Genomic DNA, 20,925 nt, shown 5'->3' with positions numbered 1-20,925 from the left:
ACCTGCCTGCTGTCACGGGAGGAAGGGAAGCGGGCTGTCGCCCTGGTTCTGGCCGTTCTGGTTCTGGCCGTTCTGACCGTTCTGCGTGCCGCCGGTGCCGCCCTGGCTCTTCGTCCCGGCGTTGGAGTCGTCGATGGACGCCGGAATCGGGACGAGGTTCTGCAGGTAGGCGTCGAACCAGCGGCCGGTGCCGGTGACGTCCGCGAACTGGCGCGCGAACGGCCCGAACATCTGGAGGATCCGGTCCAGGTTGTCCTGGTTCTTCAGGAGCACCCGGTTGACCTTCTCCAGGTTGTCGAGCATCGGCTTGAGCTGCGCCTCGTTCTCGTTGATCAGCGCGTTGACCTGCTGCGAGAACTGCACGGTGTTCACCAGCAGCCGGTGGATGACCTCGCGGCGCGCCTGGACGGCCGCCAGCAGCCGGTCGCCGTCCTTGACGAGCGCCTCGAAGTCCTCGTTGCGCTCGGCGAGCAGCCCCGACACGCTCTCGGCCCGGTCGGCGAGCTCGTGCAGTTCGTCGTCGCGCGAGGAGATCGTCTCCGACAGCCGCCGCAGACCCTGCAGCGACGCCTTCACCTCGTCCGGCGAGTTCGCGAACGTCGTCGACAGCACGTCGAACGACTGCGCGACCTGCCGGGTGTCGATCTGCCCGACGCGCTCGCCCAGTTCGCTGATCGCCGGGACGACCTCGAACGGCGTGTGCGTCCGCTCCACCGGGATGTGGGACTTCATCGGCTTCGTCCCGTTCGGCGACAGCCCCAGATAGTGCGCGCCCAGCACCGTCTTGATCTTGATGCTGGCCTCGGTGCGCTCGCCGAGCTTCACGCCGTCGTCCACCCGGAACGTGACCTTCACGTGGTCGCCGTCCAGCTCGACCGCCTTGACCTCGCCGACCTTGACGCCCGCGATGCGGACCTCCTCGTCCGGCTCCAGGCCGGCGGCCTCCTTGACGCCGCCGTGTAGGTCGTCCCGCCGACGACGAACGGGATCCTCTCCAGGTTCAGCGCCAGCGCCAGCGCGAGGATGATCACCGCGAACGCGGAGAAGGCGATGGGGACCGGGTTTCGCTCCCGGAACGAGATCCTCATCTACTTGCACCTCGCGTTCTCGTTCACGATCGCCGGTGTCTGGTAGACCGGTCCGCCCGGCAGCCGCACCCGCGCGTCGAGACCGCAGACGTACATGTTGAACCAGGACCCGTAGGAGGAGATGTTCAGCAGCTCCTCCAGCCGCCGCGGCGTCCGCTGCAGGCCCTTGTCGAGGGTCGCGCTGTGGTCGTCCAGCGTCCCGGTGAGCTTGCGGAGCCCCGCGATGTCGTCCTTGAGGTCGGGCCGCGTGTCGCGCAGCAGGCCCGCCGTCGCCGACTCCAGCCCGTCGATCGCCTCGACCGACTCGAAGATCGCCTCACGGTCGTGGGAGAGCCCGCTGACGAACCCGCGCAGGTCCACGACCATCTTGCTGACCTGCTCGTGCCGCGAGTCGATCGTGCCGAGCACCTCGTTGAGGTTCTCGATGACCCGGCCGATCACCTGGTCGCGGTCGGCGAGCGTGTTCGTCAGCGACGCCGTGTGCCGCAGCAGGCTGTTGATCGTCCCGCCCTCGCCCTGCAGCACCTTGATGATCTGCATCGCGAGGGTGTTGACGTCCTTCGGCTCCAGCGCCTGGAACAGCGGCCGGAACCCGTTGAACAGGGTCGTCAGGTCCAGCGCGGGCTTCGTCTGCGCGAGCGGGATCGTGCCGTTCTCGTCCAGGTACTGGTTCGGCGCCCCGGCCCCGTCGGTCAGCGCCAGGTACCGCTGCCCCATCAGGTTCCGGTACCGGATGTGCGCCTGCGTCGACTTCGGCAGCCCGGCCCGGAACACCCCGTCGGTGTCCAGGCTGAACGTCACCAGCGCCTGCGTGCCCTTGTGCAGCTCGATGCCCTCGATCTGCCCGACCCGCACGCCCGCGACCCGCACGTCGTCGTTCTCCAGCAGCCCGGTGACGTCGGAGAACACCGCCTTGTAGGTCCTGGACGGGACGAACCGCATGTTCGAGATCGTCATCGCCAGCACGCCCGTGACGAGGGAGGTGAGGACCACGAAGATCCCCAGCTTGATCGCCGCGCCCGTCGTCTTCACTCGACCGTCACCACCGATCCCTGCAGCAGCGGCCCGAACATCAGCGCCGACATGTCCGACAGCTCGTCGGCCGGGGTCCGGGTCAGCGGCGCGACGATGTTCTTGATCGTCTGGTTCTGGTCCGACCCGCTACCGGGCTCGACGAACACGTTCGACAGCGCGCGGCCCCGGTTGCCGGCCCCGGCGTTCGCCGGGTCCGGGTCCTTCCACCACAGGTCGTCCTGCGTGCCGTCCAGCGCCAGGTAGTCCGGGAACGGCACCTTCGAGTTCGGGATCCCGTAGCAGCGCGGGTTGCGGTGGTCGCGCGCCTCCGGCTTGTCCAGCGGGTACTTGTAGGCCGGACGCGGCTTCACGATCTCGATCGTCAGGTTGTAGGTCTTCGACCCGTCGCCGCCGCCGACCCGCTCCAGCTCCGGCTTGGCCTTCACCATGCCTTCGAGCACGCACGGCAGCGTCGGCGAGTACTTCGCGACGAGCTGCAGCACGTCCCGGTTCGCGATGTTCACCCCGATGATCTTCGGGCCGTTCTGCCGCATGAACGTGTTCCCGTCCTCCGACAGCGCCGTCACCGCGGGGATCAGCTGCTCGATCGTCTCTTCCTTGTCGGTGATCGTCTTGCTCGTCACGTTCAGGTTCCGCAGCGTCTGCAGCAGGTCGGGCGCCGCCGCGTCGTAGATGTCCGCGACGTCGGCCAGGCCGTGCAGGTCCTTGACCAGCGTCCCCAGCTCGGGGTTGATCTTCTTGAGCAGCGCGTCGGCCTGCTCCAGGTTCTCGCCGAGCTGGTCGCCGCGCCCCTGCAGCGCCGTGGCCAGCGCGTTCAGCGTCGCGTTCAGCTCCGCCGGCTTGACCGCCTGCAGCAGCGGCAGCAGGTCGTCCAGCACCTTGTTGATCTCGACGGCCGCGCGCGACCGGTCCTGCTGGATCGTCATGCCCTCGGTCAGCCCGAGCGTCCCGCCCTGCCCGGGGATCTCCAGCGACACGTACTTCTCGCCGAACAGCGTCTTCGGCAGCATCCGCGCCTGGACGTTGCGCGGGATCAGCTCCGCCTTCCCCGGGTCGATCGCCAGGTGCAGGATCGCGCCGTCGCCGCTCACCTCGGTGTCGCGCACCTCGCCGACGATCAGCCCGCGCACCTTGACGTCCGAATGCGGCAGCAGCTGCAGCCCCACCCGCTCGGCGGCCACCTTCACGTGCACCGTCGGCCGGAACGCCTTGTTGTAGAAGGCCACCGTCAACGCCAGCAGCAGGACGATGACCAGCACCATCGTCGTGCCCAGCAGGCGCAGTCGCATCCGTTCGCTCATCGCGCCCTCACCCCGCGATCCGCACCGACGTGTCGGTGCCCCAGATCGCCATGCCGAGCATCAGGTCCGCCACGTTGATCACGACCAGGCTCGTGCGCACCGCCCGGCCCACCGCGATGCCGACGCCCGCCGGGCCGCCGCTCGCGTGGTAGCCGTAGTAGCAGTGGATCAGCATCACCAGCACCGAGAAGACGATCACCTTGCCGAACGACCACAAGATGTCGTTCGGTGGCAGGAACAGGTCGAAGTAGTGGTCGTAGGTGCCGGTCGACTGCCCGTAGAACGTCGTCACGACGATCCGCGTCGCGCCGTACGACGCCAGCAGGCCCACGATGTACAGCGGGATCACCGCGATCATCCCGGCGATCATCCGCGTCGTCACCAGGAACGGCATCGACGGGACGGCCATGACCTCCAGCGCGTCGATCTCGTCGGAGATCCGCATCGCGCCGAGCTGCGCGGTGAACCCGCACCCGACCGTCGCCGACAGCGCCAGCGCCGACACCAGCGGCGCGATCTCGCGCGTGTTGAAGTACGACGCGACGAACCCGGTGAACGCGGCCGTCCCGATCTGGTCCAGCGACTCGAAGCCCTGCAACCCGACCTGGCTGCCGGTGAAGAACGTCATGAACCCGACGATCACCACCGAGCCGCCGATCACCGCGAGCCCGCCCGTACCGAGGCTCACCTCGGCCAGCAGCCGCATCACCTCGGTCCGGTACCGGCGCAGCACCCGGAACGTCCACGCGAACGCCCGCAGGTAGAACGACAGCTGGTGGCCGAAGTCGTCCAGTCGCTGCAGCGGCGCGTTCACCGTCCGGGAGACGGCCTTGCCCGCCTTGCCTGGGGCCGCCATCTACATGCCCTTCGACGGAACGAACTGGAAGTACAGCGTGGAGATCAGGAAGTTCTCCACGAACAGGAGCATGAAGGTGATGACCACGGTCTGGTTGACCGCGTCCCCCACGCCCTTCGGGCCTCCCTTTGCGTTCAACCCCTTGTACGCCGCGACCAGCCCGGCGGTGATGCCGAACACGAACGCCTTGAACTCCGCCTGCAGCAGGTCCGGGAGCTGCGCGATCGCGTTGAACGACGCGAGGTACGCGCCCGGCGTCCCGTCCTGCAGCATGACGTTGAAGACGTAGCCGCCCATCAGGCCGACCACCGACACCAGCCCGTTCAGGAACAGCGCCACGAACGCGCACGCCAGCATCCGCGGGACCACCAGGCGGTGCAGGGGGTTGATCCCCAGCACCTCCATGGCGTCGATCTCCTCGCGGATCTTCCGGGAGCCGATGTCGGCGCACATCGCCGACCCGGCGGCGCCCGCGATCAGCAGCGAGGTGACCAGCGGGCTCGCCTCGCGGACGATCGCCACGACCGCCGTCGCGCCCGTGTACGACTGCGCGCCCAGCTGCCGGATCAGGCCCCCGACCTGCAGCGAAAGCACGCCGCCGAACGGGATCGCGACCAGCATCGTCGGGACCACCGTCACGCTGACGATGAACCACGCCTGCTGGATGAACTCGCGCCACTGGAACGGCAGCTTGAACATCGCGCGGCCGACGTCCAGGCACAGGGCGAAGAACCGCCCCGGTTCCCGGACCGCGACGTTGGCCGCCCCGTCGCCGATCTTTCGGAGCGACACACGGGACGACCTGCCGTCTTCACCGCCCTGGTTCGCGCCGATACCAGGAGTGGACATCAGTACTTCGCACCCGCCCCGTACTGTCCGGGCGGCGGACCGCCGGGGAACTGCCCGGGCGCCGTGGCCGCGCCGGCCGGGGCCAGCGACGCCACGTAGCGCGGCCATTCCTCGACCCAGTTGCGGCCCAGGTCGTCGATGAACGAACCGGGCGGCGGGACGACCCCGTGCGCCGCGCACCACGCGCCGGGCGCGTGCTGGCCCGCGCGCAGCAGGCCGTTCGTCGGCATCTGCTGCGGCGGGATCGGCGGCAGCTTGCCCGGGTCGTGGCCCATCTTCGCCTCGGCTTCGAGTTCGGAGGCGTCCTTCTCCTCCGACATGCCGATCGGGCCGATCTTGCTGGCGTTGAGGAACTGCCGGACGACCGGCTCCTCGCTCGACAGCAGCATTTCCCGCGGCCCGAACATCGCCAGGTTCCGCTGGTACAGCAGGCCGATGTTGTCCGGGACGGTCCGGGCGGTGTTGATGTCGTGGGTGACGATCAGGAACGTCGCGTTGATCTGCGCGCTGAGGTCGATGAACACCTGGTTCAGGAACGCGGTCCGCACCGGGTCGAGGCCCGAGTCCGGCTCGTCCACCAGCAGGATCTCGGGGTCCAGCACCAGCGCGCGGGCCAGGCCGGCGCGCTTCTTCATACCGCCGGAGATCTCGCCCGGCAGCTTGTTCTCGGCGCCGAGCAGACCCACGAGTTCCATCTTCTCGAAGACGATCCGCTTGATCTCGGACTCGGACTTCTTGGTGTGCTCGCGCAGCGGGAAGGCGATGTTGTCGAACAGGTTCATCGAGCCGAAGAGGGCGCCGTCCTGGAACAGGACGCCGAACAGCTTCCGCGTCTCGTAGAGCTTGGACTCGGGCAGATTGGGGAGGTCCCGGTCGCCGATCCAGATGTGCCCGCGGTCCGGCTTGAGCAGCCCGACGAGCGACTTGAGGAAGACCGACTTACCGGTGCCGGAAGGGCCCAGGAGAACGGAGATCTCTCCTGCGGGGATGGTCAGCGACACGTCCTGCCAGATCACCTGGCGGCCGAAGGACTTGGTCAGGCCCTCGACTCTGATCTCGACGCCCACTCGTCACCTTTCGTCCAGGCCGGGGGGATTCCCGAACCAATGAGCGAGTAGTACTCAGGCTCTGTCTTACCGGAGGCTCTGTCGTCACACCGTGTGCCCGTCCGCTTGCTACCGTCCGGTAGCCGTGACGGGTGCCACTACCGTAGCGACCTCCCGGCCAAATGGAAGAGGTACCGGACCAGATCAGCGGCGAAATGCGACGTCGTAAGACAATCGTTACTTACGGCGCCTATGAGACTAGTGGTCCAAGAACCGACGCCTCAAGCCCGGGGGCACGACCCTGCCGTCCGCTGTTGACCGACGGACGGCCGTTACGGGAGCGGCCCGGTGGGGCCGCAGCCACAGAACGGGACGCTACGCGCCGGTAGGTAACCCGCACAACCCGCCCCGGCACACGGTTTGAACCGCACGTTTATCACGACGGCACAGAAAACCGCACCCCCTGACCAGGCGGCTTGCGCAGCCTCCGACAATCGCGGCCGGTCCGCCATCGGACGTCCCGCACCGGGCGTCCCGCACCGGGCGTCCCGCACCCAGCGTCCCGCAGCGTCCGGAGCCGGACACGCGAAAAGGCGGCCGCCCCACCCGCGGGTGGAACGACCGCCTTCGCTGCGCGGTGGAGCCGAGCCGCACGGCTCCGGTGCGCGAAGTGTGAAGGTTACGCCGTCGACTACTTGACGGTGACCGAGGCGCCCGCCTTCTCCAGGGCCTCCTTGGCCTTGTCGGCGGTCTCCTTGTTGACCTTCTCCAGCAGCGGCTTCGGCGCGCCGTCGACCAGGTCCTTGGCCTCCTTCAGGCCGAGGCTGGTGAGCGCGCGCACCTCCTTGATGACCTGGATCTTCTTGTCGCCGGCGCCCTCGAGGATGACGTCGAACTCGTCCTGCGCGGCCTCTTCCTCGGCCGGGGCGCCGGGGGCGCCCGGGCGCGGCCGCGACGGCGGCGACCGGGGCGGCGGCCTTGACGTCGAAGACGTCCTCGAACTGCTTCACGAAGTCGGAGAGCTCGAGCAGCGTCATTTCCTTGAACGCGTCGAGCAGCTCGTCGGTGCTGAGCTTCGCCATGATGTTTCCTCCGCTATGGCTTCAAAACTGGGGTGTACGGGACCGCGGGTGCCTTATTCGGCGGACGCGCCTTCGCTCTCGCGCTTGGCGCGCAGCGCCTCGGCGAGCTGCGCCGTCTGCGTCGGCAGGGCGTTGAAGAGCGCGGCGGCGTTCGCCATGGAGCCCTTCATCGCGCCGGCCAGCTTCGCGAGGAGCACCTCGCGAGACTCCAGGTCGGCCAGCTTGGTGACCTGCTTGGCGTCCATCGACTGACCGTCGATGTACCCGCCCTTGATCACCAGCGCCGGGTTCGCCTTGGCGAAGTCGCGCAGGCCCTTGGCGGCCTCGACCACGTCGCCCCGGACGAACGCGATGGCCGAGGGGCCTTCGAGCAGCTCACGGAACTGCTCGTCGACACCGGCCTCGTTCGCGGCGCGCTTGGTCAGCGTGTTCTTCACAACGCGAAAACGTGCGACCTCGCCGAGGTTGCCGCGCAGCTCGGTGACCTGCGCGACCGACAGCCCGCGGTACTCGGTCAGCACGGCGCCGTTCGAGCTCTCGAACTCGTTCTTGAGCTCGGCGATGGCCTCATCCTTGTGGTCCTTGGCCATGGCCCTCCTTCCGATTACCTTGGGGAAGCCGCCGGGGCGAAAAAGGTCTCGGAAACACAGGAACGCCCCGGCGCAGGCGCACGGGGCGTGGACATGACGCGAAGGTCATGCGGAAGCTCTCGTCTCACCTGCGCGGGCCGCCCGAATCTCTTCGGGTCCTTCGGTCGCCCGTACGGGCGACGACCGGCGGTCTTCGGCACAGAACAGGGTACGCGGGGAAACGCCCTCGAACCAAATCGGCGCGCCCCGCAACGTCCTGCCCGGGAACGGCGAAGGGACCGCGCCCCCCGTGCGCGGTCCCCTCGTCGCGGGTCGGTGTCCCCCGGCGTCAGCTTCCGCCGAGGCCGCCGCCCATGCTCTTCAGCATCTGCGCCATGTCGGTGACCTGGTTCGCGGGCGGCGCCGCGACCTGCACCGGCGCGCCGTAGTCGCGGTAGGTCATCGTCATCGTCATCGCGCCCGCGGCGGACGACGGCGTCGACATCGTCATCTTCTGGGGCAGCTGCTGCCCGTCGACCCACACGTCGAACTTCATCGACTCCATGCCGCTCTGGGCGATGGCCTTGCGCGCGGCCTCCTGCTGCTCGGCGGGGAGCTCCGCGATCGCGTCCTCCATCCGGTAGGAGCCCGCGTAGTGCGTCGTCTCGACGCCGTTCACGTTCTCCTTGCCGACCTCGCGGACGTCCTTGGACGCCGTCAGCTTCTCCATGTTCTGCACCGGGTCCATCTGCTGCGACTGTTCGAGCAGCTGGTCGATGTTCATCCCGGACGCCTGGCCGACCTCGTCCAGCGAGATCTTGAACCACGGCTTGGCCGAGCCCCCGGCCATCTGCGAGAGCATCGGCATCTTCATGTACATGGTCCGGTCGACGAGGATCTGCTGCATCTCGCCCACGGACTGACCGGCGACGCTCATCTCGCTGTAGCTGATGCTGTACGCCAGCTCGGGCTTCAGCTGGTACTGCATCGCGCCCGCCGCCTTGACGTTCCCGTCGGGGGCCGTCATGGTCATGTCGAAGTCGGCCTGGAAGCTGTCGATCTGGCCGGTCTTCTCCGCACTCTTGCCGAGCACCTGCGCGGCGGTCAGCTTCAGGTTCTCGCCCGCCTGGCCCACCTTGTCGCCGGCGTCGCCGAGACAGCCGGTGAGCGAGAGGGTCAGGCCGGTGACCAGGGCGGCCCCCGCGGCGAACCGACGGATCATCTGTAGGTCTCCTTGCGTCGTCGAAGAACGCCCGGCCGATGGCCGGGCCGTTCTTTACTCATTCCTTACGACGCTCGGAACGGGTGTCCAGTTCGCCCCGTCTCGCGACTTTCTTCAGGGAACGGTCAGTTGCCGCCGAGGAAGGACTCCAGCGACAACGTCCCGACCTGGTCGGCCGGCGGCGGGTTCACCGAGACCGGCTCCCCGTACTCGCTGTAGAGGACGGTCACCTTGCCCTCGTGGCCCTGGTCGCCCTGCACGTTCGTCTCCAGCTTGCGCGGCAGGTTCTCACCGTCGGTCCACAGGTCGAACTTCATCGTCGCGTCGGTGTCCTTCGGCATGTGGCGGCTCACCTCCTCGCGCGTCTGCGCGTCGAGCTGCTGCAGCGCGTCCTGGACGGTCACGGTGCCCGCGTAGTGCGTCGTCTCGACGCCGTTGATCTCCTCGGTGCCGACGCGGCGGGCGTCCTCGGAGCCGGTGAGCATCTTCGTCTGCTCGGCCGGGTTCACCTTCCGGACCTGGTCGATCAGCTGCCGGACGTCGAACCCGCTGGCCTGCGCCACCTGGTTCACGTCGATCTTCACCCACGGCTTGCCGTCGGCCACGAACCGGGCGAGCTGCGGAACCTTCGCGTACAGGACGTCACCGGTGTAGATCGCGCGCCCCTTCACCCCCGGGATCGCCGCGCCGCCCAGCGACGCCTCGTCCAGCTGCGCGGAGAACTTCAGCGTCGGCCGCAGCTGGAACTGCCCGTTGGCGCGGATCTTCCCGTTGTCGCTGCCCTCGGTCGTGACGGTCAGATCGGCCTGGAACGTGTCGGCCTTGCTCGTCTGCTCGGCCGAGGCCAGCAGCACCTCGTTCGCGCTGAGGTTCACGTTCGCCGCCGTGCCGCCCGACCCGTCCCCGCCGCAGCCGGACAGCAGGAGCACCGCCCCCATGGCGGTTCCACCGGCGGCGACCGTGAGTCGTCGGTTCATGGGTATTCGAGCCTCCTTGATCGCCCTGCTCGTTGCCACCAGTCTGTAGGCGCGGCGCGAAAGCGGCATCCCCCGGTGGTACGAATGCGCGGCGACCCGGTACGACCAACGGCGTACCGGACGGTCGGACGAAACGCCCCGCGAACGGTCGTCAGCGGTACGAGCCGAACGTCATCGAACCGTCCAGCACACCGGCCGGGGCCTGCGCCTTCAGCCCGATCCACGTGGGGCGGCCCTTCCCGTTCGCCCACAGGTCCAGCGCGCATCCGGCGGCCGCGGGGACGACCTTGCCGATCTGCTCCGCCACGTTCTGCGGCAGCAGCCCGTAGAGGTCGCCCATCGCGCTGTCGGCCAGGAAATGCGTGCGGCCGTTCGCGTCCGGTCCCTCCGCGAACAGGTCGGGCAGGCTCGCCATCAGGTACGTGAACTGCCGCGGATCCGACCCCGTCTGCAGCGTCGTCAACTGCTGCTGGGTCAGCTTGGACTGCGTCCACTCCTGCCCGTCGTACCCCTTCAGGACACCGTCCTTCACGACGACCTTCTCGGTCACCTTCGACTCCACGCCGTCCTTCACCGTGGTGGTGACCCCGGTCGCGTTCAGCGCGAACTTCGGATACAGCGTGAACTCCGCGGTCTCCGCGGCGTGCGTGTAGTCGCCGCCCGTCCCGAAGGTCAGCTTCACTTCGGTCTTGCGGACGAACGAGCGCAGATCGGGGCTCGGCTTCGGCTTCTCGTCGGGCAGCACGGCCTTCGCGGCCTCGCTCCCGCCGCCGGCCGTCCCGTTCGTCCCGCCCGTTCCCGAGCCGCCGGACGTGCCCGCCCCGCCGCCCGAACCGGGCGCGCGCCCGCACCGGAGCCCGTCCCGGAGCCGGGTACGGCGCCGCCCGACGGGGACACGGTGCCGGTGCCGGGGCCCTCCCCGGCGGCCTGCCGGTCCGCCATCGCGGCGGCCGGCGGCATCGTGCCGGCGTCCGGCCCGGAGCCGCCGCCGGTCTTCACCACCGCCAGGACGACCGTGGGCACCACTGCCACGGCACCGAGCGCGGAAATCGCGATGATGCGGTCCGTTCTACGCTTCACGGACCCGATTCAACACCAAGTTCCCCGGCGGTAACAAAGGTCTTCGCATATCGGTTTGGCCATTTCCGGACCGGATTTCCGGTAATCCCCCGTATGTCCTGCGAAAACGCCACAGGGCGCCCCCGCATGGGGACGCCCTGTGATCAGGTCGAACGGACGCTCGAACCGCTCAGGCGGTCTCGAACTCCGCGGTCAGGTTGCGGACCGCGTTCGGGTCCACCGGGATGCTCGGCCCCATCGAGGTGGTCAGCACCGCCTTCTTGACGTACCGGCCCTTGGCGGCCGACGGCTTGAGCCGCTGGATCTCCTCGATCGCGGCCGCGTAGTTCTCCACCAGCAGGCGCTCGTCGAAGGACGCCTTGCCGATGATGAAGTGCAGGTTCGCGTGCCGGTCGACCCGGAACTCGATCTTGCCGCCCTTGATGTCGGAGACGGCCTTGGCCACGTCCATGGTGACCGTGCCCGTCTTCGGGTTCGGCATCAGGCCGCGCGGACCGAGCACCCGGCCCAGCCGGCCGACCTTGCCCATCTGGTCCGGCGTCGCCACGACCGCGTCGAAGTCCAGGAAGCCGCCCTGGATCCGCTCGATCATGTCGTCGGAGCCGACGAAGTCGGCACCGGCCTCACGGGCCTCGTCGGCCTTGGCGCCACCGGCGAAGACCAGCACGCGGGCGGTCTTACCGGTGCCGTGCGGCAGGTTGACGGTGCCGCGCACCATCTGGTCGGCCTTGCGCGGGTCGACGCCCAGCCGCAGGGCGACCTCGACGGTCGCGTCGAACTTGGTGACCGCGGTCTCCTTGGCGAGCTTCACGGCCTCGGCCGGGCTGTACAGCCGGTCGCGGTCGATCCTCTCCGCCGCCGAGCGGTAACCCTTGCTGCGCTTCATTCTCTGTTCCTCCAGTGGAACGCGTGGTCACGGGCCGCGCCCGGCCCTCCCACATGACGGACTTACTTGACCTCGATGCCCATGGACCGGGCGGTCCCCGCGACGATCTTCGCGGCGGCCTCGATGTCCTTGGCGTTCAGGTCGGGCATCTTGGTGGTGGCGATCTCGCGGACCTGGTCCGCGGTGACCGAGCCGACCTTCGTCTTGTGCGGCTCGCCGCTGCCCTTCTCGACGCCCGCGGCCTCAGGATGAGCTGCGCGGCCGGCGGGGTCTTGGTGACGAAGGTGAACGAGCGGTCCTCGTAGATGGTGATCTCTACGGGGATGACGTTCCCGCGCTGGGCTTCCGTGGCAGCGTTGTACTGCTTGCAGAAGTCCATGATGTTGACGCCGTGCGGACCGAGAGCGGTACCGACCGGCGGCGCCGGGGTCGCCGCGCCGGCCTGCAACTGCACCTTGACGATGGCCGCTACTTTTTTCTTCGGAGGCATGGTTACCCCTTGTGTCCCATTTTTCGATGACTCCGACTCCCGGAGACCGGGCAACACGGTGGCTGGGACGATTCCGCCGTGTGGGAGCCGCTATATGTTGCCGTGCCCTGCACGAGGCAGGGACGCGGTCAGATCTTGGAGACCTGGTTGAACGACAGCTCGACCGGGGTCTCGCGGCCGAAGATCGACACCAGCACCTTGAGCTTCTGCGCCTCGATGTTGATCTCGTTGACCGTAGCCGGGAGGGTCGCGAACGGGCCGTCCATGACGGTGACGGACTCGCCGACCTCGTAGTCGACGGTCGCCTGCGCCTTCGCGGGCTCCTTGGCCTTGACGGCTCCGGTGCCCTCTTCGGGCTCGGGGGCCAGCAGCTTCGCGACCTCGTCCAGGCTCAGCGGGGACGGCTTGTTCAGCAGGCCCACGAACCCGGTGACGCCCGGCGTGTTGCGGACGGCGGCCCAGGACTCGTCGGTGAGGTCCATGCGGACGAGGATGTACCCCGGCAGGACCTTCTCGTTGACCTTCTGCCGCTTGCCCTGCTTGATCTCGGTGACCTCGTGCTGCGGGACCTCGATCTGGAAGATGTAGTCCTCCATGTTGAGGGTCTGCGTCCGGGTCTCGATGTTGGTCTTGACCCGGTTCTCGTAGCCCGCGTAGGTGTGCACGACGTACCAGTCGCCCGGCTGGAGCCGGAGCTGCATCTTGAAGTCGGCGAACGGGTCGACCGGCGGCCCGGCCGGGGCCTCCTCGGTCTCGTCCTCGTCCGTCTCCGCGTCGCCCTCGGACTCGCCCTCGGCGGTCTCCGCGGCCTCGGCGGTCTCGCCCTCCGCGGCCTCGTCCTCGACGGCTTCGTCCTCGGACCGGATCTCGGCGGCGAGGTCGTCCGCGCCCTCGGCCACCTCCGGGCCGGGCGGCTCCTCGCCTTCGAGCTTCGTGTCCGCGGGCACGCCTTCCCCGGCGGTGACGGCCGCCTCGGCCGCCTCGTCGGCGGGCTCGGCCGCCTGGCCGGCCGCAGCAGCCGCAGCGGACTGGGCCTCTTCCACGGCCTCGTCGTAGGGCTGTGAGGACTCGGACACGGTGTCTCTTTCTCTCGGTCTGCGCTGACTGGTTGTACGACGGTACGGCGGTGCGGCCGTTCGACGGCCGCGCGCTGCGCGAACGTCCGGACGCCCGGGCGCCGGACGGGCCCCGGCGGGGCGGGATCAGCCGAAGACGGCGTAGATGCCTTCCTGCAGACCCCAGTCGACACCGGAGACGAGCGCGACCATGAAGAGAACGAACACCAGGGAAACCGTCGTGTAGGTGATCAGTTCCCGGCGGGTGGGCCAGATGACCTTGCGCAGCTCGGCGACGATCTGGCGCACGAACAGCGCGGGGGAGGTCCGCTTTCCGACCTTCTTCCGCTTGCCCTTGCCTTCGTCCTTGGCCTCGGGCTCGCCGCGCGTCTCAGTCGCCATGCCGCCGTTCACCTCATCGGTCGTGTTCTGACCACTTCGTGGTGGCCGCGCCGTTCGCGCCTTCGCGCGTCACGGCGGCCGCCGCGAAGCGGCCGGCACGGGTGCGCGCACCGCACCTCGCAGGGCAGGAGGGACTCGAACCCCCAACCGCCGGTTTTGGAGACCGGTGCTCTACCAATTGAGCCACTGCCCTTCATTCTCCGGAAACGGAGAACTGCCCGGCCGGGTGGCCGAGCTCGTGCCGGTTACCAGCTTACGGCCTCCCGAGGGTCGCTCGTGCGGACAGCCTCATAGCCGGTGACGCGTCACTAAGAGCAGGAGTCTACGTCTCCGCGGCCCCCGCGTCGAACCGAAACCCCCGGAGATCGTCGCGTCCGGGTCGCGGAACGCCGCCCGACCGGCCCGAACATATCGCTCGGGTCACCGTCCGGGGTCTGTAACGATAGGGGTATGAGCATCGACCGTCCTCGCATCTCCAAGCGCATATCCGCGATCTCCGAGTCCGCCACGCTGGCCGTCGACGCCAAGGCCAAGGCGCTGAAGGCGGCCGGACGACCGGTCATCGGGTTCGGCGCGGGCGAGCCCGACTTCCCCACGCCCGACTACATCGTCGAGGCCGCGGTGACCGCCTGCCGCGTCCCGCGGTTCCACAAGTACACCCCGGCGGGGGGCCTGCCGGAGCTGCGCACGGCGATCGCCGAGAAGACCGAGCGCGACTCGGGCCTGAAGGTCGAGTCGTCCCAGGTCCTGGTGACCAACGGCGGGAAGCAGGCGGTGTACGAGGCGTTCGCGGCGCTGCTCGACCCGGGCGACGAGGTCATCGTCCCGACCCCCTACTGGACGACCTACCCCGAGTCGATCAAGCTCGCGGGCGGCGTGCCGGTGGACGTCGTCGCCGACGAGACGACCGGTTACCGGGTGAGCGTCGAGCAGCTCGAAGCGGCCCGCACCGACCGGACGAAGGTGCTGCTGTTCGTCTCCCCGTCCAACCCGACCGGCGCCGTCTACACCCGCGACCAGGTCGAGGCGATCGGCCGCTGGGCCGACGAGCACGGCCTGTGGGTCATCACGGACGAGATCTACGAGCACCTCGTGTACGGCGACGCCGAGTTCTCCTCGATGCCCGTCGTGGTGCCCGAACTGGCCGACCGCACGCTCGTCCTGAACGGGGTCGCCAAGACGTACGCGATGACCGGCTGGCGGGTCGGCTGGATGATCGGCCCGGCCGACGTCGTGAAGGCCGCGCAGAACCTGCAGTCGCACGCGACGTCCAATGTGGCGAACGTCTCGCAGGCCGCCGCGCTCGCCGCCGTCACCGGCGACCTCGGCGCCGTCGCGGAGATGCGCAAGGCGTTCGACCGGCGCCGGCAGACGATGGTCAAGATGCTGAACGAGATCCCCGGCGTGCTCTGCCCCGAGCCGGAGGGCGCGTTCTACGCGTACCCGTCGGTCAAGGAGCTGCTGGGCAAGGAGATCCGCGGCAAGCGTCCCGAGACGTCCGTGGAGCTGGCCTCGCTGATCCTGGAGGAGGCCGAGGTGGCGCTGGTGCCGGGCGAGGCGTTCGGCACCCCCGGCTACTTCCGGCTGTCGTACGCGCTCGGCGACGACGACCTCGTCGAGGGCGTGTCGCGGGTGGCGAAGCTGCTGTCCGAGGCGGGCTGAGCCGTCGCGGAAGGCCCCGGGCTTCGCCGCCCGGGGCCTTTCCCTTTTCCCGATGCCTATGGGGCGCGATGGCCGCCGCGTGTCATGGGAGGTAGTCCGGTGTGGTGATCCTGGTGGGGCGGGCATTCAAGACGGCGCCGCGTCCGGCAACATTGGTCCATGGAGGCCCGTACCGTTCCCACCCGTCCGGCCCACGAGGGTCACGTCGCGCGCGGCGCCGCGCGTCCGGACACGGCGCTGCTCCCGAAAGCGCACCTGCACCTGCACTTCACCGGCTCGATGCGGCATTCGACGCTGGTGGAGCTGGCCCGGCTGCACGGGGTGCACCTGCCGGACGCGCTCGTGGACGACTGGCCGCCGCGGCTGCACGCCACCGACGAGCGCGGCTGGTTCCGGTTCCAGCGGCTGTACGACATCGCCCGGTCGGTCCTGCAGACCCCGGACGACCTGCGGCGGCTCCTGCGGGAGACGGCCGAGGACGAGGCCGCCGAGGGGTCGGGGTGGCTGGAGATCCAGGTCGACCCGAGCGGCTACGCGTCGAGGTTCGGCGGCCTCACCCCGACCGTGGAGCTCGTGCTGGACGCGGCGCGCGAGGCGTCGGCGGCGACCGGTGTCGGCATCGGGCTGGTGATCGCCGCGAACCGGACCCGGCATCCGCTGGACGCGAAGACGCTCGCGCGGCTCGCCGTCCGGTACGCGGGGCGGGGCGTCGTCGGGTTCGGGCTGTCCAACGACGAGCGGCGGGGCCGCGCCTACGACTTCGAGGGCGCGTTCCGGATCGCGCGGCGCGGCGGGCTGCTGTCGGACCCGCACGGCGGCGAGCTGCTCGGGCCCGCGAGCGTCCGCGAGTGCCTGGAGACGCTCGGCGCGGACCGCATCGGGCACGGGGTGCGCGCCGTCGAGGACCCGCGGCTGCTGGAGGCGATCGCGAACCGCGGCGTGACGCTGGAGGTGTGCCCCGCGTCGAACGTGGGCCTCGGCGTCGCGCCGACCGCGGCGGACGTCCCGGTGCGGGCGCTGCGGGAGGCGGGGGTGCCGATCGCGCTGGGCGCCGACGATCCGCTGCTGTTCGGGTCTCGGCTGGCCCGGCAGTACGAGCTCGTCCGGACCGAGCACGGGTTCACCGACGCCGAACTAGCCGATCTGGCGCGGCAGTCGATCGCGGGGTCGGCCGCGCCCGACGACGTCCGGGCGCGCCTCCTCGCGGGCATCGACGGCTGGCTCGCGAACTGACGCCGTTCACCCGGCTTCGTCCAGGTGCCAGCGGCCCCGGCGCTCCAGGTGCGCGACCAGCAGGTCGCCGGCCCGCAGGACGTGCGCGCGCATCTCGGCGCCCGCGCCCGGCCCGTCGCCCGCGGCGAGCGCGTCCAGGATGCGGCGGTGGTCGCGGACGGCGAGGCGCGGCCAGTCGGGGACGCCCCCGTACAGCCCGCGCGGGACGTACCGCGCCGCCGTCCCCATCGCCCACGCGAGCTTGGGGGACGCGGCGGCCAGGTTGATCCGCCGGTGGAAGTCCCGGTTGTGCCGCTCCATGAGGTCCGGACGGCGGACGGTGCGGGCGTGTTCGAGCCCGCTGTGGAACGCGTCGAGGTCGCCGAGCGCGGCGTCGTCCAGGCGGGGGGCGGCGCGGGCGGTCAGCTCGGCGGCGATGCCCGCCTGCACCCAGAACAGGTCGGCGACGTCCTGCTTCGACAGGGGCGCGACGACGAACCCGCGGCGCGGTTCGAGCACGACGAACCCCTCGGCCCGCAGCGACTTCAGCGCCTCCCGGACGGGCGTGACGCTGATCTGGAACTCGGCCGCGAGGTGTTCGAGGCGCAGGTGCTCGCCGGGCCGGACGAGCCCGTCGACGATCAGTTCGCGGATCCGCGCGGCGACCTCGTCACCGAGTTGCAGCCGCGTGCCCCCGGCCCGGGGGCTCGGCGGTCGCGGCTCGGCCGGTCGCGGCTCGACCGGTCGCGGGCCCGGCGGCGTGCCGGACGTGTGCCGGGGCAGGGGGACGGCCACGGTGCACTCCCCAACGGACCCCGCCGCGGCCGGGCCCCGCGGTCGTCAAAGGGCCCGACTTGTTCATGCCCGCGAAGCCCCGCCCTGATGCCCGCGCCCCCCAACCTCCTCCGGACGATCCGTCAGAGGGCCACGCCGACGAGGACGGGTTCGTTCACGAGGTCCACGCCGAAGGCGTCGCGTACGCCGCCGCGCACCTCGCGGGCGAGGGCGAGGAGGTCGGTGGTGCGGGCGCCGCCCGGGTTGGTGAGCGCGAGGGTGTGCTTGCCGGAGATGCGGGCCGGGCCGGTGCCGTGCCCCTTCGCGAACCCGGCGCGGTCGATGAGCCACGCGGCGGACGTCTTGGTGCGCCCGTCCGCCTCCGGGTAGCGGGGGAACGTCGCGTCGGGGCCGAGGCGTTCGGCGACGCGCCGTTCCAGTTCGGCGAGCTGCGCCGGTTCGAGGATCGGGTTGGTGAAGAACGATCCGGCGCTGCGGGTGTCGGGGTCGGCGGGGTCGAGGACCATGCCCTTTCCGCGCCGCAGCTCCAGGACGGCGTCGCGCGCCTCCTTGAGCGTGACCCGCTCCCCCGGACGCACGCCGAGCTTGCGCGCGAGTTCGGCGTACGCGATCGGCCGCGATTCCTCCGACTCGCGGAGCGCGTACGTCACGTCGAGGACGACGTACCGGTCGTCGCCCTTGAACACGCTGTTGCGGTAGGTGAAGCGGCACTCGTCGGGGCCGAGCGTCACCCGCGCGCGGTCGCGCCGGTCGTAGGCGCGGACGCACGCGATCGTCTCGCCGACGTCCTGCCCGTACGCGCCGACGTTCTGGATGGGCGTCGCGCCGACCCGTCCGGGGATGCCCGCCAGGCACTCGACGCCGGCGAGGCCGTCGGACGCGCAGCGGGCGACGAACGGGTCCCAGTCCTCGCCCGCCTGGACGCGGACGTGCACCCGGTCGCCTTCGGCGGCGACGCGTTCGGTCCCGCGCGTCCCGATGTGCACGACGGTCCCGGCGAACCCGTCGTCGGACACCACCACGTTGCTGCCGCCGCCGAGCACCAGCACCGGCTCGCCCGCGTCGTCGGCCTCCCGGACCGCCGCGACGACCTCCGCCTCGGTGGTCGCCTCGACGAAGCGGCGGGCGGGACCGCCCAGCCGCAGCGTGGTGTATCCGGCCAGGTTGACCTCTTCGGCGATCACCGCCACGTCGTCCATCCCTCCGTACGTTCGCGTCCGCACCGGCCGGGGCGTCCCCGGCCGGTGCGGGCGGGAGCGCGCACCGGTTCAGGCGAGGCGGACGACCGCCTTGGCGCGCCTGAGGACCGTCTGGTCGCTCGACTTGGCGGTGAGCGCCACGACGACCTTGCCGTCGTCGAGCTTCTCCTCCACCGTGCCGCTGATCTCCAGCGTCGCGCCGCCCTCGTCGGGGACGACCACGGGCGAGGAGAACCGTACCCCGTAGTCGAGGACCGCACCCGGGTCGCCGGCCCAGTCGGTGACGAACCGTCCGGCCTGCGCCATCGTGAACATGCCGTGGGCGATGACGTCGGGGAGCCCGACGGACTTCGCGAACGACTCGCGCCAGTGGATCGGGTTGAAGTCGCCGGACGCGCCCGCGTACATGACGAGGTTCGCGCGGTCGACCTTGTACGTCTGCGCCGGGATCTCGGTGCCGACCTCGACGTCGTCGTACTTCACCTTCGCGGTCATGCTCAGGCCCCCCGCTCGACGATCGCGTTGTAGGTCTTGCAGATGAGTTCGCCCTCGACCGACTTGATCTCGGTCTCGACGATCATCCGCTCGTGCTTGCCGACCGACTTGATCTCGGTGATCGTGGCGGTGCCGGTCACGACGTCTCCGGCCCGGACGGGGCGGGTGTACTCGAACCGCTGCTCGCCGTGCACGACCATCGCGTAGTTGAGGCCGAGGTCGGGGTCGGCGAGGCCCGGGTTGCCGAGCGACATCACGATGGGGAACGTGGGCGGCGCGATGACGTCGGGGTGGCCGGCCGCCTTCGCCGCGTCCGCGTCGCGGTAGATGGGGTTGTGGTCACCGATCGCGTCCGCGAACTCGCGGATCTTGACCCGGCTGACTTCATAGGGCTCGCCGGGCGGGAAGCTCCGCCCGATGAAATCACGGTTCAGTGCCATGCAGTCCGTCCTTCCAGGTCGAACAGGGCGTCGCGCCCGGGTGCCCGCGCCTTTTTGAGCACCTGTACCTCTGTATCTGGACGGACGGTAACAGAATGACGTTCAGCCCGCCGCTCACGGGTCTCACCGAGAGGGACGGGCTGAACGTCGTGCTGATCGTGCTGTACGTGCAGGTGGGCAAGCTGCGAAGAGTTCGCTCCGCTCGGCTCCCGGGAAGGTTCACGGTCGGCCGCTTGCGCCGGACGTCGCGTGGCGGTGACGGGTACCGGAAACGGTCGCCGCATCGCCGCCGTCGTCGCCTGAGTCGAATCCCCCGATGTTCCGCTCCGGGCGGAAGGAGATTAGCGAGTCTCCCGGTGCGGACGGTGCGTCCGGCAGTTCGGGCAGTACTTCTTGATCTCGAGGCGGTCCGGGTCGTTGCGCCGGTTCTTCCGCGTGATGTAGTTGCGGTGCTTGCACTCCTGGCAGGCCAGCGTGATCTTCGGCCGTACGTCGGTGGCAGCCACGTTGGAGTGCCTTTCTGAGCTAGGGACAGGAACTTCGGACCGGGACCGCCCGTGTGGACGGCCGGCGGTTCGGACCCGGCCTGCTCACCTCCCGGAGGAGGTGAGAGACCTGGGTAGTAGCGAGGGCCGGACTTGAACCGGCGACACAGCGATTATGAGCCGCTTGCTCTGCCTGACTGAGCTACCCCGCCGTGATGGTCGGTGTGGACCGGTTTGCAAGGATACCGGATGCCCACCGCACCCTCGGAACAGCATTTCCCGGACCGTGGTCGGGGAAGCATGTTCGAGTGGCCCCGAGGAGCGTCCCCCAGGTTACCCGTTGTGCCGGTGACCTGCGAATCGCCCCAATGGAACCGGTGGGACGCTACCACAGCACCTGCCGGGAGGCGAATCCGGACGGAACGACCGGACGGCCGGGCGACCGGGCGGCCGGGCGCCGCGAGGCCCCGGAAACGACGAAGGCCGCCCTCCGATCGTTCGGACGGCGGCCGTGGTGTCGTTGAGCCCCTTTACGGAATCGAACCGTAGACCTTCTCCTTACCATGGAGACGCTCTGCCGACTGAGCTAAAGGGGCTTGCGTCGTTCGCGCAGTGAAAACCATACACGGCCCGGGCACCACTTGCGAACCGGAAAACCCCCCTCGCCCGCCGGGCCCGCTCCCGGCGACGGATCCGCAG

At 69.7% G+C, this 20,925-nt stretch carries 21 protein-coding genes, 3 tRNA genes and 2 pseudogenes; 2 read left to right on the top strand and 24 right to left on the bottom strand.

Translation table 11 applies throughout. The features are described 5' to 3' along the window. Window positions 1-12: 12 nt before the first annotated feature. The 17 genes and pseudogenes from BJF79_RS27845 to BJF79_RS27765 all read right to left on the bottom strand — a co-directional run bounded on the left by BJF79_RS27845 (window position 13) and on the right by BJF79_RS27765 (window position 14,131). Entirely contained in the window at window positions 13-909 is an 897-nt protein-coding gene (locus BJF79_RS27845; protein WP_262402679.1) for an MCE family protein, read from the bottom strand. Further along, the gene (locus BJF79_RS61905; protein ID WP_262402680.1) at window positions 852-1,088 is read right to left on the bottom strand and encodes a hypothetical protein; all 237 of its coding nucleotides are present in this window, start codon (window positions 1,086-1,088) and stop codon (window positions 852-854) included. The genes BJF79_RS27845 and BJF79_RS61905 overlap by 58 nt, the downstream gene beginning before the upstream one ends. Further along, window positions 1,089-2,120 carry an MCE family protein gene (locus tag BJF79_RS27840; RefSeq protein ID WP_083734017.1) on the bottom strand — a complete coding sequence of 344 codons (1,032 nt, stop codon included), beginning with the start codon at window positions 2,118-2,120 and terminating at the stop codon, window positions 1,089-1,091. Next, window positions 2,117-3,424, bottom strand: a complete 1,308-nt coding sequence (locus tag BJF79_RS27835; protein WP_262402676.1) for an MCE family protein — start codon at window positions 3,422-3,424, stop codon at window positions 2,117-2,119. The genes BJF79_RS27840 and BJF79_RS27835 overlap by 4 nt, the downstream gene beginning before the upstream one ends. 7 nt (window positions 3,425-3,431) lie before the next feature. Then, the gene (locus tag BJF79_RS27830) at window positions 3,432-4,280 is read right to left on the bottom strand and encodes an MlaE family ABC transporter permease (RefSeq protein WP_075901777.1); all 849 of its coding nucleotides are present in this window, start codon (window positions 4,278-4,280) and stop codon (window positions 3,432-3,434) included. After that, window positions 4,281-4,979, bottom strand: a complete 699-nt coding sequence (locus BJF79_RS27825) for an ABC transporter permease (protein WP_316043455.1) — start codon at window positions 4,977-4,979, stop codon at window positions 4,281-4,283. 149 nt (window positions 4,980-5,128) lie between these two features. Next, a complete protein-coding gene (locus tag BJF79_RS27820) occupies window positions 5,129-6,196 on the bottom strand; it encodes an ABC transporter ATP-binding protein (protein WP_075901773.1) in 1,068 nt (355 codons plus the stop codon). 670 nt (window positions 6,197-6,866) lie between these two features. Next, window positions 6,867-7,257 (bottom strand): annotated as a pseudogene (rplL, locus tag BJF79_RS27815) (50S ribosomal protein L7/L12). 53 nt (window positions 7,258-7,310) lie between these two features. After that, a complete protein-coding gene (gene rplJ / locus BJF79_RS27810; RefSeq protein ID WP_075901771.1) occupies window positions 7,311-7,847 on the bottom strand; it encodes a 50S ribosomal protein L10 in 537 nt (178 codons plus the stop codon). Between the two features lie 328 nt (window positions 7,848-8,175). After that, window positions 8,176-9,048: a DUF6612 family protein gene (locus BJF79_RS27805; protein ID WP_075901769.1), complete on the bottom strand. Its 873-nt coding sequence runs from the start codon at window positions 9,046-9,048 to the stop codon at window positions 8,176-8,178. Window positions 9,049-9,173: 125 nt separating this feature from the next. Continuing rightward, window positions 9,174-10,025: an LppX_LprAFG lipoprotein gene (locus BJF79_RS27800; RefSeq protein WP_075901767.1), complete on the bottom strand. Its 852-nt coding sequence runs from the start codon at window positions 10,023-10,025 to the stop codon at window positions 9,174-9,176. Between the two features lie 151 nt (window positions 10,026-10,176). After that, window positions 10,177-10,770: a hypothetical protein gene (locus BJF79_RS27795; protein ID WP_075901765.1), complete on the bottom strand. Its 594-nt coding sequence runs from the start codon at window positions 10,768-10,770 to the stop codon at window positions 10,177-10,179. Window positions 10,771-11,274: 504 nt separating this feature from the next. Beyond that, a complete protein-coding gene (rplA, locus tag BJF79_RS27785) occupies window positions 11,275-11,991 on the bottom strand; it encodes a 50S ribosomal protein L1 (RefSeq protein WP_075901761.1) in 717 nt (238 codons plus the stop codon). A gap of 62 nt (window positions 11,992-12,053) precedes the next feature. Continuing rightward, a pseudogene (gene rplK / locus BJF79_RS27780) lies at window positions 12,054-12,481 on the bottom strand (50S ribosomal protein L11). Between the two features lie 128 nt (window positions 12,482-12,609). Further along, the gene (nusG, locus tag BJF79_RS27775; RefSeq protein WP_410050147.1) at window positions 12,610-13,557 is read right to left on the bottom strand and encodes a transcription termination/antitermination protein NusG; all 948 of its coding nucleotides are present in this window, start codon (window positions 13,555-13,557) and stop codon (window positions 12,610-12,612) included. A gap of 126 nt (window positions 13,558-13,683) precedes the next feature. Further along, a complete protein-coding gene (secE, locus tag BJF79_RS27770; RefSeq protein WP_075901815.1) occupies window positions 13,684-13,938 on the bottom strand; it encodes a preprotein translocase subunit SecE in 255 nt (84 codons plus the stop codon). A gap of 120 nt (window positions 13,939-14,058) precedes the next feature. Further along, window positions 14,059-14,131: transfer RNA gene (locus tag BJF79_RS27765), tRNA-Trp, on the bottom strand. A 257-nt stretch (window positions 14,132-14,388) separates the two neighbouring features. On the opposite strand from BJF79_RS27765, the gene BJF79_RS27760 reads away from it, so the two are divergent. Then, a complete protein-coding gene (locus BJF79_RS27760) occupies window positions 14,389-15,600 on the top strand; it encodes a pyridoxal phosphate-dependent aminotransferase (protein ID WP_075901759.1) in 1,212 nt (403 codons plus the stop codon). Window positions 15,601-15,759: 159 nt separating this feature from the next. Continuing rightward, entirely contained in the window at window positions 15,760-16,833 is a 1,074-nt protein-coding gene (locus tag BJF79_RS27755) for an adenosine deaminase (RefSeq protein ID WP_083734015.1), read from the top strand. A gap of 6 nt (window positions 16,834-16,839) precedes the next feature. Here the strand turns inward: BJF79_RS27755 and BJF79_RS27750 are convergent, their stop codons facing one another. From BJF79_RS27750 to BJF79_RS27720, 7 genes are all read right to left on the bottom strand, one after another. Beyond that, the gene (locus BJF79_RS27750) at window positions 16,840-17,607 is read right to left on the bottom strand and encodes a GntR family transcriptional regulator (protein ID WP_143220215.1); all 768 of its coding nucleotides are present in this window, start codon (window positions 17,605-17,607) and stop codon (window positions 16,840-16,842) included. Window positions 17,608-17,729: 122 nt separating this feature from the next. After that, window positions 17,730-18,806, bottom strand: a complete 1,077-nt coding sequence (locus BJF79_RS27745; protein ID WP_075901757.1) for a UDP-N-acetylmuramate dehydrogenase — start codon at window positions 18,804-18,806, stop codon at window positions 17,730-17,732. Window positions 18,807-18,875: 69 nt separating this feature from the next. Then, the gene (locus tag BJF79_RS27740) at window positions 18,876-19,301 is read right to left on the bottom strand and encodes a MaoC family dehydratase (protein ID WP_075901755.1); all 426 of its coding nucleotides are present in this window, start codon (window positions 19,299-19,301) and stop codon (window positions 18,876-18,878) included. Between the two features lie 2 nt (window positions 19,302-19,303). Then, on the bottom strand, window positions 19,304-19,741 hold the full coding sequence (locus tag BJF79_RS27735) for a MaoC family dehydratase N-terminal domain-containing protein (protein ID WP_075901753.1): 438 nt from the start codon (window positions 19,739-19,741) through the stop codon (window positions 19,304-19,306). Window positions 19,742-20,082: 341 nt separating this feature from the next. After that, entirely contained in the window at window positions 20,083-20,247 is a 165-nt protein-coding gene (gene rpmG / locus BJF79_RS27730) for a 50S ribosomal protein L33 (protein WP_026404241.1), read from the bottom strand. Window positions 20,248-20,364: 117 nt separating this feature from the next. After that, window positions 20,365-20,438, bottom strand: a tRNA-Met gene (locus BJF79_RS27725). A gap of 311 nt (window positions 20,439-20,749) precedes the next feature. Beyond that, window positions 20,750-20,822 (bottom strand) — tRNA-Thr (locus BJF79_RS27720). Window positions 20,823-20,925: the final 103 nt, after the last annotated feature.

It is taken from the genome of Actinomadura sp. CNU-125 (assembly GCF_001942465.1).
Taxonomy (GTDB): Bacteria; Actinomycetota; Actinomycetes; order Streptosporangiales; family Streptosporangiaceae; genus Spirillospora.
The sequence above is the reverse complement of the archived record's forward strand: the minus strand, read 5'-3'. Positions and strand labels throughout refer to the sequence as shown.